Here is a 13,583-nt window from a genome sequence, read left to right as displayed (position 1 = left end):
TGTAGGTGCGGGACTACACTTGTAGGCTTATATCAAGGGGCGCAGCAGACTGCGCCCTTGGGTATGAATATACCTATGGACGGGAAAATGCCTCAATGGCTGCATTCAGCCCCTGCAGCAACTGTTCCAGCTCGCGCATGCCCTCTTCTATCACCGCCTCATGCTGTTGTGCCGCCAGCGCATTTTCCAGTTCTTCACTAAGCAGATGCAATGACTTGGCCCCCAGCAGCTGAGCCGTACCGTTAATGCGGTGTAAATGGCGTTGCAGAGTTGGCCAGTCCTGTAATTGGAGTGCCTTGCTCGCCGCCGCCAAATCTTTGTCATTTTCCAGGCGCGACTGTTCAAGCATCTGGCGCATCAGGGCGCTGTCACCCAAGCTGAGTGCCTGCAGCGTAGCCATATCGACAAACTCGCTGAGGGGAGCGGCCTGCGAAGGCCCCGCTACGCTTTGCAACGCCGCTTCCAACTGCGGTAAATCCACTGGCTTAAACAGGCACAGGTTCATGCCCATCGCCAGGCAGCGCTCTTTCTCTTCGGCCTGTGCGTTAGCGGTTAGCCCCCAGATAATGATGTCCCGATTGAATTCTCGCACCCGGCAGGTCAGCGTGATGCCATCCATATTAGGCATGTTGAGATCGGTGATGAGTAGATCGTATGGATTAGCCCCGATCAAGGCCAGGGCTTGCACACCATCAATGGCCTCATCGACCCGATAGCCAAGCGTAGCCAATTGACGACGAAGCAGCAGCCGGTTGGTCGGGTGATCGTCAGCAATCACAATCCTCAGCGCTTTTGGGCCACTGACTGGCGATTTCGGTGTGAATGACACGGCGGTAACCTTATCCAGATCCGTAACCGCGGTGGTGAGCGTCACCGTCATGATGGTGCCCCTGCCCGGCTGGCTTACCATCTCTATGGTACCGGCCATGCGTTCAACCAACTCACGGCAGATCGTCAGACCCAATCCCGATCCGGTCTGTTGTTTGCCCCCTTTGGTCTGACTAAAGGGCTTGAACAGGTGTTGCTGTTCCTGCGGGCTAATGCCTGCCCCGCTATCTTTCACGCTCAGCGTCAAGCGAGTTTGATCGGTGCCCTGCGCGTGCGTTTGCGCTATCACTTCGATCCCTCCCTCAACGGTAAATTTGATGGCGTTACTGAGGAGATTGGCCAGCACCTGTTTCACTGCCTGCGGATCGAGCCACAGCGCCTGAGTTTTTTCCAGGTGGTAATCGACCGACAGCCGCAGGTTTTTCTGCGTGGCTACCCCTTCGAAACTACTGACCGTCGTTGCTAACAACGAGGCCAGATCCACCCATTCTGGCGCCAGTTCAAAGTTACCAGACTCAATTTTTTCCATATCCAGTACATCGCCAATCAGGCCGAGTAGTGACTGAGCAGTGGAATAAGCCAACTGAATAGATTCTTTCTCAGCTTCCGGACTTTGGCTATGGGTGGTCAGTAACTCAAGGAACCCCATAATCGCACTCACCGGCGTACGGATCTCATGGCTCATGCTGGCAAGGAAAGTGCTCTTGGCCCGATTGGCATCGATGGCCTTGTCTTTCTCCACCTGCAACGCCTCCATCAGTTGCCTGGATTCGGTAATGTCCTGCCAACCGCAAGTCAGCGTCGGCGGCGTGTTGGCGGGCAGCTGGCACAGCGTTAGCCAGTGCAAAATCAGGCGTTCTTCCGTGCCATTATTCAGCACCAGTTGATGAGGGATAACCTGGTTGACTTGCAGCCCTTGCTGGATATCGGGTTGAAGCGCTGCGAAAATGTCTGCCAGCGGGTTACGGCGATCGAACAATGAGTGATGCATCGCGGCATGTAACTCGGGGGTGAAGAAGGCCCCGAAGGCACTGTTGTAGCTTTCGAGCTCGCCCTCCAGCGAAATAACGTACACCGGCACGGGGATCGAGTTGAATAAGGTTTGGCGGAAACCGAGCTGATACTCCAGCGCAGCCTGTGCCTCTTTGCTTTTACGGATGGCCCGCAGCAGATAGGCTCCCCACAGCAAGCTGCTGACAACCAGCAGCGTCGCCAGAACAATCACCAGGTAAAAAGGCCGATTATAAAGGTTCCAGGTATCAATTTTCACTTCGGGGGTTTTTACCCACTTCCCGGCCAAATTCATCAGCTCTTTGGGGGGAATATCGTCGAGTGCCTTGTTCAGAATGCTTTGTAATTCTTGCGAGCCACGTGGAATGACAAAGGAGATCTGGGCGGTGCGCTCGTCGGGAATACGGAAATAGCTCAACCGATTGGGATAATAGTGATCGATGATGTAGCGCGAGGCGAGCTGTGTGGATACCACCGCATCAATTTCCCCCCGATCCAGCATGCTCAGCGCCGCGCCGGTATTCTCAACCACGACCCATTGCACACCCGGATATTTGGCTTTTAGCTTTTCCGATAGCGAGTGGTAAGCCGGAATAGCCACTTTCATGCCCGGTTTCAACGTTTCGCTCTGCTTGGCCGTAACGCGGGTGACGATCACAAAAGGAGTAGCCAAAAACGGATGAGTAAAGGCAGCCTGCTCTTCCCGCTCGGGGCTGTACGTGGCCGAGGACAGGATATCCCAATCACCACTTAGCATAATCCTGGCCATCTCTTCATTGGAATTGGCAATCACCGGTTCAAAGGTCAAGCCGGTTTGCAGCTGGATCAGATTGAGGATATCGCCAACGATCCCGCGTATTTCCTGGTTTTCATCCACCATGCTGAACGGGGCGTAATAGGGGTTAATCACTACACGCAATTTGCGGTGTTTTTCCAGCCAGCGAGTTTCCTGTGGGGTAAGAACCAGCTCTTTGGTTAAAAAGCTGAGGTTCCCCATATCAATCCAGGACTGAGTAATCTGGCTGTGCTGAGGTTCGGTCAGTGAACTGATAAAGCTGTCGACAATCTTGATCAATTGCCGTTGGCTATCGAGCGCAATAAGCACGTCGCCGCTTTTCGGCGCTCGCCAGAACTTCACCATTCCCAGCGTCTGGTAGAAATCGCGCGCGATAATAAAACTGGCGGTGATGTTATTACCGATAAAGTAATCACTATGATGGCTGGCAACCGAGGTCAACGCCTGATATTCATTGGCAAAAGAAGTGATGCTGGCGTTAGGAAAAGACTGTTTAATAAATGATTTTGGTGGAAAATCCCGGGAGATCGCTATCCTGACTCTGTCGCTATTATCGTGAAACGGCTTCATCACCTCGCCAAGCCGGGTCACCAGAGTTGGATAGCCTTGCACCAACGGCAAGCTGGCAATAACGGGAGCCTTTGGCTGGCTAATCCCACCGAGCGTACTGAGAACAAGATCGACACGGCCCGCAAGAAGTGCTGCCAATGCCTGTTGCTCATCGGCGTAGAGCTTGATGTTCACACCGATATTCAGAGTCTTTCTCAGCAGCGCAAGATAATCCGCATTCATCCCCCAATAGCGCCCGGTGACGCTATTCATACTCAACGGTTGGGATTCAACACCATACACCGCTATGTTAAGACTGCGCTTTTGCGCCAGCCAGATAAAGTCATCATGGTCCAAGTAGATGGCCGGAGGCGTGACCAGGTGGTTACTCGCCAGCGTTAACGTGATCGGCCCATTGCTCACCGCCCGTGCAGGCAGCATCAGAAACAGCAAAACCAGCCAAAACCCCAGCGCCCGTTTTAACATGCCTTCACCCAATTTTATTACGGTTGGCAAAAGCAAACAGATCGGCCAACGAGCTACAGCCGAGCTTCTCCATTAAACGGCTTTTATAGGTGCTGACCGTTTTATTGCTGATAAACATCGCCGCCGCAATCTGCATATTATCTGCACCGCTGAGGAGGGAACGCATCACCTTGATCTCCTGGCTGGAGAGCGATGCCAGCATTTCCTGTTCCGAAGAAAGACTGCCGACAAAACCGTTCAGTGAGAAAGGAAAATAGCTGTAGCCATTCTGGGCAGCATGCACCGCGGCGATGATATTGGTCATGCCCTCTTTTTTACTGATAAAAGCATTGGCCCCGGCATCCGCGCTACGCTTGCCGTAGAACAGATCGTTTTTGGCGGAGACCACGATAATGATTTGGCTGAACTGCTGCTTTCTGAGCTTTTCAACCACCTCAATGCCGCTCATGATGGGAATATCGACGTCGACAATCACCACGTCTGGCTGCTGCTGCGCCACCTGTAGCAGCGCCTCTGCCCCATCCCCTGCCTCGCCAATGACGCTGATGCCTTCACTTTGCAGCAGGTTCTTGATCGCCATACGAGCCAGAGGATGGTCGTCCACAATTACGGCGCTCAAAGACTTGGTTTTACTCATTGTCGTTTCCTGGGTCATATAAAAAACACGGGCAGCGTTGGTCAGCGATGTTTCTTCGCTCACGCTCTATTTTAAGGATTTCAAGCTATCTACGAGCTTATAGCATAACCCTGTTTATAGTTCTAATTCGCTTTTGGCCCCCCTCTCACACCGTGAGAGGGTGCTGTACGGAGCCGAAGTCAGGTGCAGAAGTCAATCTGTGGCACATTCAGCCCCCACTCCCTGCTCCTGTAGCTGCGGGGTGGACTTCACCTGTAGGACGCTGCCTGCAACGATTTCCGATGTCTCTGCTGTGTTACGGCAACGCCCGCTTTTATAATCACTACGAACCTTCAGCGTTTCTTCCCGTAAGCCTATGCCGCTTTAAGCTGAAGGTGATTAACCAAGCCATTCAATGAATAAATTACGCGCTGAGCTTATTACCCACAGCAGCGTAATGGTTTGCTATTGCTCCTAAAACAGACAAGCAAGGGTTTTTCCATGCCACATTTACCGCAGCCAGACAGTAACCCGGTGAAAACACCATTAGAAAAAAGAAAGCAATGGCTGCTCATTTTTCTAATGGTGATTGTTATTGCGGCTATGGCCAGTGCAACCTGGTGGTATTTCAATTCGCGCAATGTGCAAAGCACCGATGATGCCTATGTAATGGGCAATCAGGTCACTATTTCTTCGCAGGTTAACGGTAGCGCGGTCAGCGTGAATTACACCAATACCGATTTAGTCCAGCAAGGGGATGTCTTGGTCAATTTAGATGATACCGATGCCAACCTCAACTTTAAAAAAGTCAAAAATAAGCTGGCGGAAACGGTGAGAAAAACCAAACAGATCTATGTCAACGACGCACAATATAATGCCAATATTGCCCAAGCTAAAATCGCTTATCAGCAAGCGCAGGCCGATTATCAGCGCCGTACCCAATTGATGGGAGCGGGGGCCTTTTCAAAAGAAGACCTGCAACATGCACGTAATGCCGTTAGCAGCAGCAAAGCGGCGCTGGACGTCGCTATCGAGCAATATCGCAGCAATCGTACCCTGATCCAGAACTCCACGCTTGAACAGCAGCCGGCCATCCTGTTGGCGGCAGAACAAATGCGCGAAGCCTGGCTCGCGCTACAGCGCACCAAAATTCGCAGCCCGGTGACCGGCTATGTTGCTCAACGCAATGTGCAGGTGGGCGAAACGCTCAGCGCTGGCCAGGCCTTATTATCCATCGTCCCGGCCGATCAGCTGTGGATTGACGCCAACTTCAAGGAAACCCAGCTCAGCGGCGTGCGCATTGGGCAAAAGGTTAGCGTGGTGAGCGATCTGTATGGCAGCAATGTGGTGTTCGACGGCGTGGTTGAAGGGATCAATATGGGGACCGGCGGCGCGTTCTCGGTACTGCCCGCGCAGAATGCCACCGGTAACTGGATCAAAGTGGTTCAACGCCTGCCGGTGCGTATTACCCTGGATGCGGAACAGCTCAAGGCATACCCACTGCGGATTGGCTTATCCACCACGGTGACCTTGCGCGAAAACAATACCAATGGCCCTGCCCTATCTACCACCCAACGCCAGAAACCGGCTTACCAAAGCCAGGCGCTGGTGCTCGATACCTCCAGTATCGACCAGGAAATCCAAGACATCATCAAAGCCAATGCGATGTGACTTATGAGCAACAACACACTGCTGCCGTTAAAAGGCTGGTCATTGATCCTGGTGACGCTGTCGCTATCGATGGCGACCTTTATGCAGATGTTGGATTCCACCATCTCCAACGTCGCCATTCCCACCATTTCCGGGTTCCTGGGTGCCTCTACGGATGAAGGAACCTGGGTGATCACCTCGTTTGGCGTCGCCAATGCGATCTCCATCCCGATAACCGGGCGTCTGGCGCAACGGTTCGGCGAGCGTAAGCTGTTTTTAGCTTCGGTGACGTTGTTTGCACTGGCGTCGCTATGCTGCGGGTTCTCCACCAATCTCGATATGCTGATCTTTTTCCGCGTCATTCAGGGATTGGTCGCAGGCCCGTTGATCCCACTATCGCAAAGCCTGCTGCTGCGTAACTACCCGCCGGAGAAGCGTAATATCGCGCTGGCGCTGTGGTCGATGACGGTGATTATCGCCCCTATCTTTGGCCCGATTATTGGCGGCTATATTTGCGATAACTACGACTGGGGCTGGATATTTTTAATCAACGTTCCATTCGGTATCATCGTCGTTGCCATTACCGCATGGATGCTGAAAGGAAGAGAAACACCCACCGAGCCGGTAAAAATCAACCTGTTCGCCCTGAGCCTGCTGGTGCTAGGTGTGGGTAGCCTGCAAATCATGTTGGATAAAGGCAAAGACCTCGATTGGTTTAGCTCTACCACCGTGATAGTGCTGGCCGTGATCGCCGTGGTCGCGCTGATTTTGCTGATTATCTGGGAAGCCACCAACGATAACCCGATCATCGATCTGAGCCTGTTCCGCTCACGTAACTTCAGCATCGGCGTCCTGTGTACCAGTTGCGCGTATCTGATTTATGCCGGAGCCATTGTGCTGATGCCGCAGCTGCTACAGACGGTGTTTGATTACACCTCGGTGTGGGCAGGGCTGGCCTATGCTCCCATCGGGCTGATGCCGCTGCTGATCGCGCCATTGATTGGCCGCTACGGCGATCGTGTTGATATGCGGGTATTGGTGACCTTTAGCTTTATCGTGTATGCCGGTTGCTACTACTGGCGTGCGATGACGTTTAATCCGGCGATTGATTTTACTGCCGTGGTGCTGCCGCAGCTGATGCAAGGCTTCGCCGTGGCTTGCTTCTTCCTGCCGCTGACCACCATTTCATTGTCAGGGCTCGCACCAGAAAAATTCGCTGCGGCCACCAGCCTGAGCAACTTTTTCCGGACGTTATCTGGCTCGATCGGTACGTCACTCACCATGACCCTGTGGAGCCACCGGGAGTCATTTCACCATGCGCAACTGACGCAGTCAGTGACGCCATTCAACCCGGCGGCGATCAACCTGGATCACCATCTGCAAAATCTGGGGTTCAATCAGCAGCAAGCCGCGACCTATATCAACGATCAAATTACCCAACAGAGCCTGCTGATGTCGGCCAACGATATTTTCTATCTCTCTGCCGGGGTGTTCCTGATGCTGACCCTACTGGTGTGGTTCGCCAAACCCCCGTTTAATACGGCCAAGACGGGGTGATAAACGGGAACATAGAGAGGCGCTGACGCGCCTCCTGATTTACTTGATCCGTTTACCGGAGCCATCAACAACCTTTTCGCCGTCCTCTTTGGCCAATGCCCCTATTTGCGGATTGGGCAGGATATCAAGCACCGTTTCGGAGGGGCGGCATAGGCGGGTCCCCAGCGGCGTCACTACAATCGGCCGGTTAATCAGAATCGGGTGCTGCAACATAAAATCGATCAGTTGCTCGTCGGTGAAGACGTCTGCTGCCAGCCCTAACTGCTCGTAGGGTTCCACGTTATTACGCAGTAAGGCCCGCACGCTGATCCCCATGTCTGCAATGAGTTTCACCAGTTCAGCGCGACTGGGGGGTGTCTCCAGATAATGGACGATCGTTGGCTCTGTACCGCTGTTGCGAATGAGCGCCAGCGTATTACGCGAAGTGCCGCAGGCAGGGTTGTGGTAAATCGTGATCATGGATGTTCCTCGCTACAAAGTGATGGATAGACGTAACGCCAAGGCCGCCAGCGTGACCAACAACACGGGCACGGTCATGATGATTCCGGTACGGAAATAATATCCCCAGGTGATCGTCATGTTTTTCTGCGACAACACATGCAGCCAGAGCAGCGTTGCCAAGCTGCCAATCGGCGTGATTTTGGGCCCCAGATCGCAGCCAATAACGTTGGCGTAAATCATGGCCTCCTTAATCACCCCTGACGCAGCACTCCCCTCAATGGACAGCGCGCCAATCAATACCGTTGGCATATTGTTCATAATGGATGACAAGAATGCGGTCAGGAAGCCAGTGCCAAGCGTGGCGGCCCATAAGCCATTATCCGCCAGTAGGTTCAGTACGCCGGAAAGGTATTCCGTTAATCCGGCATTACGTAGGCCATAAACCACCAGATACATCCCCAGCGAGAAAATGACGATCTGCCAGGGCGCATCGCGCAGCACCTTCCCGGTGTTGATGGCATGACCTCTTTTGGCCACCGCAAACAGGATCATCGCCCCCACGGCAGCAATAGCGCTGACCGGAATGCCGAGCGGCTCCAGCACGAAGAAACCCACCAACAGCAGGATTAATACCACCCAGCCAGTTTTGAACGTGGCCGGATCTTTAATGGCTTGCGCCGGTTGTTTCAGTCGTTCGAGATCATAGGTCGGCGGAATGTCCTTGCGAAAGAACAGATGCAGCATCACCAACGTCGCGATAATCGCAGCGATATCAACAGGCACCATCACCGAAGCATATTGCGTGAACCCCAGATCAAAGAAGTCTGCCGAAACGATATTGACCAGATTGGACACAATCAGCGGCAGACTGGCGGTATCAGCAATAAACCCGGCAGCCATGACAAACGCCAACGTGGTGCCTTTGCTGAATCCCAGTGCCAGCAGCATGGCTATTACTATGGGGGTAAGGATTAGCGCTGCACCATCGTTGGCAAACAAAGCCGCCACGGCTGCGCCTAGTAAAACGATGTAAGTGAACAGCAGGCGCCCCCGCCCGTTTCCCCAGCGGGAGACATGCAGCGCAGCCCATTCGAAAAAACCAGACTCATCAAGCAACAGGCTGATAATGATCACGGCGATGAAGGTCGCCGTAGCATTCCAGACAATATTCCATACCGCTGGGATATCGGCAATCTGCACCACGCCGGTGAGCAAGGCCAATCCCGCGCCAAGTGTGGCACTCCACCCAATCCCTAACCCTTTCGGCTGCCAGATCACCAGCACAATGGTCAGGATAAATATCGCCCCAGCCAATAACATACTTACCACCTCACATTTATATATGTATTTTCATATGTGTTTGCACAAAAAATTTAGCTACACAGGGTTTTACCCTCGCTGGAGCAATTCGCCGCTGCCAGCTTACGTGCCATAGTGTGGACTTCGTCCTGTTGACTCAACCAGGCTTGTTCAACAACCAGGGCTGCCCAGGCAGGAATATGCGGGGAAAGACGATAATGCACCCACTTCCCCTGCTTACGATCCAGCAGCAATCCGCACTCTCTGAGCATTGCCAAGTGGCGTGAAATCTTGGGTTGCGACTCTTCCAGCCCAGTACAAAGATCGCACACGCACAGTTCACCCAACTGTTTGAGCAGCAACACGATACCCAGGCGGGTTTCGTCCGACAGGATTTTGAACAGTTGCAAGGAAGTCAGGGTCATCGGTCTCTCCGTTACGATCGGTGGATAAAGCATACCCGCAGGCGCTTTCAAGTCAATGACACATTTGAATTTTCATATGTGTATTTTCTCTCTTCCCTTGCCCCAGAAAGCGGTCAACGTTGTGTCGATACGTCGCGTAGCAACGGTGGCCAGAAAGCCCCCTGACCACCCGATGCGTCCGGCAATACGGCTTCACATTTAAGCCAATTTAAAAGCCATAATGCGGTAATATATTCACACCCCGGCAACAAATAATATTGCACCCAATAGTGTGAGCCTGTTCAAGACGAAAAAAGCCCAATAATGCTATTTATTCTGCATGGTTTTCTCTAACGTGGATCTGCGTCATCATGAATCATTTAGAACTGCAGGCACTGCGTCAGCTTTTTTTTATGACGGTCGAAGAATGTGCGACCTATATTTCACCTGACAACAATTTAGCTACATGGCAGCAATGGGAGCGTGGTGAAAGTGAAATACCGGCCGCTATTATTGATACATTCACAAAAATGATTAAAAAAAGAAAAAACCACATCAACGCCATCATCGACAAGATCAACAATCGCATTGGTAATAACACCATGCGCTTCTTCCCCGATTATGCGTCCTTCCTGGCTGTCTATGCCCAAGGTGATTATCTGGAATGGAAAATTTATCAGTCGGTCGCCGCACAGCTTTATGCTTATGATCTAGAGCGGCTATGTTAACCCAAACTAATAGGACACATCGCGCTCGTTAACCTTGACGGGATTATATAAGGAAGGTTTATCAACACCACCTGCCCATCGTTTTGACTGACTATCACCCCTGACAGCAGGCTAACGCCTGTAACAATCTCGTGCCCAGCCGTTTTTCCCGGCACGAATAATTTATTATGAACGAGTTTCTGAGCAACAACCTATGGAAAACAAGTATGTACCAACAGCCTTGGGGCTGTATCTGAATTATCTGGTGCACGGTATGGGGGTAATATTAATCAGCTTGAATATGCCTTATCTGGCAGAACAATGGCACACCGATGCCGCTGGCATCTCGATCGTCATCTCTTCTTTGGGCATTGGCAGGCTCAGTGTGTTATTAATCACCGGCATGTTATCCGATCGTTTTGGCCGCAGGCCCTTTATTTTTCTGGGGATCCTGTGCTATTTAGGCTTCTTTTTCGGCATTCTTCTCAGCCCCACGATTATTATCGCTTATGTATTTGGTTTTTTAGCCGGCGTTGCCAACAGTTTTCTCGACTCGGGCACCTACCCTACGCTGATGGAGGCATTCCCCAAGTCGCCAGGCACCGCCAATATCCTGATTAAAGCCTTTGTCTCCGGCGGCCAGTTTCTGTTACCGATGGTCATCAGCCTACTGGTCTGGGCCGAGGTCTGGTTTGGCTGGTCCTTCCTGATCGCTGCTGGCATTATGCTGCTCAACGGCCTGTTCCTGCTGCGCTGCCCATTCCCCGCTCACCCGGTGCAACGCATAGCCACCAGGACCGATAAAAATGCAGATGAAAACCATCACTGTTCCATCGTGGATCTCATCAGCTATACCTTATATGGCTATATCGCCATGGCCACCTTTTACCTGATCAGCCAGTGGCTGGCGCAGTATGGGCAGTTTGTGGCGGGTATGAGCTATACGATGTCGATCAAGCTGCTGAGCATCTACACCATCGGATCATTGATGTGCGTGTTCATCACCGCCGGCCTGGTAAAGAAAAGGTTTAAATCAACCACCTTTCTGATGTTGTATACCTTTATCTCCTTCATTACCTTACTCACCGTTTGCCTGTATCCCAACATGTACGTCGTGATGGTTTTCGCCTTTGTTATCGGCTTCTCTGCCGCAGGTGGGGTCATGCAACTAGGGCTGACGCTGATGGCGACCCGCCTTCCCCACGCGAAAGGCAAAGCCACCGGCATTTATTACAGCGCCGGCAGCCTGGCAACATTCACCATTCCTTTGATTACCGCCAAGATTTCCGAAACCAGTATCGCCAACATTATGTGGTTCGATACCGGTATCGCGGCCTGTGGCTTTCTGTTGGCGCTGTTCATTGGCTACCGTAGCCATAAAGAGGCCAACAATCCCTTCAAGATAGCCCAAGTGATCAACTGATCCCACAGTTTTAACCTCACCCCAAACATGTCGTTAAACGGGCGCTGCATGCAGCGCCCCTACGTATAGTGAGCCGGTTGAAGAATGTGCTGTTATTCCTCTACCCCACACCAGATACAATATTATTATGCCCCCGTGCAATATGAGACAGTATTCCGCTAGTGGCTGCCACCCAGACAAAGTAAATAGCTTGTTAATTACCGTAGGTATACGTCGCTCCTAAATGGCCAGCCCCTGATAACAGTCCTCCAGACCTAATTTAGCCGGCGAAATTTCGGCACAATTCAGTAACACCATCAAACGCCGCCTCAGCATCTTTGTCTGCAATAAAGTTGAAAACTAAAACGGCATATTACGTATTTATCACCTACTGCATTACCTATACTCAGCACACGTCAGGTTGCCGGTGTATTGGCGGTTATCCATGACCCAAGTTATTTACCGCAGCGTGACTTATCGGGATATTTTCACCCATTACTTTCCCGCAATGATTAATGATTGATGAAAAAGAAAGGCCACCAGAACAACAAGTCCCCTGGATCTAGATAACGTAAAAATTAGCGACAAGCGGAGAACAGTATGAGCCAGAGCAAGGCCTTCAAAGCGCCATTTTTGTTAGCGGTCATCAGTATCTATTTGAGTTATTTTCTCCACGGTGCCAGCGTCATTACGCTGGCACAAAACATGACCCCACTGGCCGAGAAGTTCGGCACCGACAACGCGGGCATTGCCTACCTGATATCCGGTATTGGGTTGGGTCGACTAGTCAGCATTCTGTTCTTTGGCGTGATATCGGATAAGTTTGGCCGCCGCGCCGCCATTTTGATCGGCGTCGCCCTGTATATTCTGTTCTTCTTTGGCATCCCGGCCAGCCCTAATCTGATTGTCGCCTTTGGCCTGGCGGTTTGCGTTGGCGTTGCCAATGCGGCGCTTGATACCGGCGGCTATCCTGCCCTGATGGAGAGCTATCCCAAGACTTCCGGCTCGGCGGTGATCCTGGTGAAAGCCATGGTCTCTTTCGGCCAGATGTTCTATCCGATGCTGGTCAGCTACCTGCTGGTCAGCCACATCTGGTACGGCTACGCGATGGTTATCCCGGGGATCTTGTTCGTCCTCATCACGTTACTGCTGCTTAAAAGCAAGTTCCCCAGCCAGCTGGTTGATGCCTCCGTGGCTAAAGAATTGCCGCAGATGAACAGTAAGCCGCTGGCCTGGTTGGAGGGTGTCTCGTCCGTTATCTTCGGCGTGGCTGCATTCTCTACCTTCTACGTGATCGTGGTCTGGATGCCGAAATACGCAATGGCATTTGCCGGTATGGCGGAGGCCGATGCGCTGAAAACCATCTCCTGGTATAGCCTTGGCTCGCTGCTGTGCGTGTTTATCTTCGCCCTGCTGTTAAAAAGCACCGTGCGCCCGGTATGGGCCAACGTGTTTAACGCCGGCGTCTCGGTGATCGCGGCAACCATTATCTATCTGTATCCCTCACCGCTGGTTTGTAACCTTGGCGCCTTTGCGATTGGTTTCTCTGCCGCCGGTGGGATATTGCAGCTTGGCGTCTCCGTCATGTCGGAGTTTTTCCCGAAAAGCAAAGCCAAGGTCACCAGCGTTTATATGATGATGGGCGGGTTAGCCAACTTCTTGATCCCGTTGATTACCGGCTACCTCTCCAACATTGGTTTGCAATACATCATCCTGCTGGATATTGCCTTTGCCCTGCTGGCATTTGTTACCGCCATCATCGTCTTCATTCGCTATTACAGAGTATTCAAAGTCCCGCAAAGTGACCTGCGATTGGGCGAGCGCTTTTTCCAATAAC

Annotated in this window: 10 protein-coding genes; 5 read left to right on the top strand and 5 right to left on the bottom strand. The window is 52.1% G+C overall.

Annotated elements, in window-relative coordinates; all coding sequences use genetic code 11:
* Positions 1-73: 73 nt before the first annotated feature.
* A complete protein-coding gene (locus N6G83_RS31105; protein ID WP_260524081.1) occupies positions 74-3,670 on the bottom strand; it encodes a transporter substrate-binding domain-containing protein in 3,597 nt (1,198 codons plus the stop codon).
* A gap of 4 nt (positions 3,671-3,674) precedes the next feature.
* A complete protein-coding gene (gene evgA / locus N6G83_RS31100; RefSeq protein WP_024528709.1) occupies positions 3,675-4,289 on the bottom strand; it encodes an acid-sensing system DNA-binding response regulator EvgA in 615 nt (204 codons plus the stop codon).
* Between the two features lie 498 nt (positions 4,290-4,787).
* Here evgA and N6G83_RS31095 point away from each other — a divergent pair, with 498 nt between their 5' ends.
* Together N6G83_RS31095 and N6G83_RS31090 are read left to right on the top strand one after the other, a co-directional pair.
* Positions 4,788-5,957, top strand: coding sequence for an EmrA/EmrK family multidrug efflux transporter periplasmic adaptor subunit (locus tag N6G83_RS31095; protein WP_211135719.1), 1,170 nt, complete (start codon positions 4,788-4,790; stop codon positions 5,955-5,957).
* 3 nt (positions 5,958-5,960) lie between these two features.
* On the top strand, positions 5,961-7,493 hold the full coding sequence (locus N6G83_RS31090; protein WP_211135720.1) for a DHA2 family efflux MFS transporter permease subunit: 1,533 nt from the start codon (positions 5,961-5,963) through the stop codon (positions 7,491-7,493).
* A gap of 39 nt (positions 7,494-7,532) precedes the next feature.
* Here the strand turns inward: N6G83_RS31090 and arsC are convergent, their stop codons facing one another.
* From arsC to N6G83_RS31075, 3 genes are read right to left on the bottom strand one after another with little or no spacing between them, the layout of a single operon-like run.
* Positions 7,533-7,952 carry a glutaredoxin-dependent arsenate reductase gene (gene arsC / locus N6G83_RS31085; protein ID WP_211135721.1) on the bottom strand — a complete coding sequence of 140 codons (420 nt, stop codon included), beginning with the start codon at positions 7,950-7,952 and terminating at the stop codon, positions 7,533-7,535.
* 12 nt (positions 7,953-7,964) lie between these two features.
* Positions 7,965-9,254 carry an arsenic transporter gene (locus N6G83_RS31080; RefSeq protein WP_211135722.1) on the bottom strand — a complete coding sequence of 430 codons (1,290 nt, stop codon included), beginning with the start codon at positions 9,252-9,254 and terminating at the stop codon, positions 7,965-7,967.
* 53 nt (positions 9,255-9,307) lie between these two features.
* Positions 9,308-9,658: a transcriptional regulator gene (locus N6G83_RS31075; RefSeq protein WP_024528714.1), complete on the bottom strand. Its 351-nt coding sequence runs from the start codon at positions 9,656-9,658 to the stop codon at positions 9,308-9,310.
* Positions 9,659-10,008: 350 nt separating this feature from the next.
* Between N6G83_RS31075 and N6G83_RS31070 the strand changes: the two genes are divergently transcribed.
* From N6G83_RS31070 to N6G83_RS31060, 3 genes are all read left to right on the top strand, one after another.
* A complete protein-coding gene (locus N6G83_RS31070; RefSeq protein ID WP_021805556.1) occupies positions 10,009-10,365 on the top strand; it encodes a YdiL family protein in 357 nt (118 codons plus the stop codon).
* Between the two features lie 193 nt (positions 10,366-10,558).
* The gene (locus N6G83_RS31065) at positions 10,559-11,767 is read left to right on the top strand and encodes an MFS transporter (RefSeq protein ID WP_024528715.1); all 1,209 of its coding nucleotides are present in this window, start codon (positions 10,559-10,561) and stop codon (positions 11,765-11,767) included.
* A gap of 579 nt (positions 11,768-12,346) precedes the next feature.
* Positions 12,347-13,582 carry an MFS transporter gene (locus tag N6G83_RS31060; RefSeq protein ID WP_024528716.1) on the top strand — a complete coding sequence of 412 codons (1,236 nt, stop codon included), beginning with the start codon at positions 12,347-12,349 and terminating at the stop codon, positions 13,580-13,582.
* Position 13,583 lies beyond the last annotated feature (1 nt).

The organism is Serratia sp. PL7 (assembly GCF_945957435.1).
This window is presented reverse-complemented; position numbering and strand designations above follow the sequence as displayed.

What these genes read in the sequence shown, in the direction of transcription:
- N6G83_RS31060 (WP_024528716.1), top strand. Translation starts at nt 12,347, where the DNA reads ATGAGCCAGAGCAAGGCCTTCAAAGCGCCATTTTTGTTAGCGGTCATC.
- N6G83_RS31070 (WP_021805556.1), top strand. Translation starts at nt 10,009, where the DNA reads ATGAATCATTTAGAACTGCAGGCACTGCGTCAGCTTTTTTTTATGACG.
- N6G83_RS31080 (WP_211135722.1), bottom strand. Translation starts at nt 9,254, where the DNA reads ATGTTATTGGCTGGGGCGATATTTATCCTGACCATTGTGCTGGTGATC.
- N6G83_RS31105 (WP_260524081.1), bottom strand. Translation starts at nt 3,670, where the DNA reads ATGTTAAAACGGGCGCTGGGGTTTTGGCTGGTTTTGCTGTTTCTGATG.
- N6G83_RS31075 (WP_024528714.1), bottom strand. Translation starts at nt 9,658, where the DNA reads ATGACCCTGACTTCCTTGCAACTGTTCAAAATCCTGTCGGACGAAACC.
- N6G83_RS31095 (WP_211135719.1), top strand. Translation starts at nt 4,788, where the DNA reads ATGCCACATTTACCGCAGCCAGACAGTAACCCGGTGAAAACACCATTA.
- N6G83_RS31065 (WP_024528715.1), top strand. Translation starts at nt 10,559, where the DNA reads ATGGAAAACAAGTATGTACCAACAGCCTTGGGGCTGTATCTGAATTAT.
- arsC (WP_211135721.1), bottom strand. Translation starts at nt 7,952, where the DNA reads ATGATCACGATTTACCACAACCCTGCCTGCGGCACTTCGCGTAATACG.
- N6G83_RS31090 (WP_211135720.1), top strand. Translation starts at nt 5,961, where the DNA reads ATGAGCAACAACACACTGCTGCCGTTAAAAGGCTGGTCATTGATCCTG.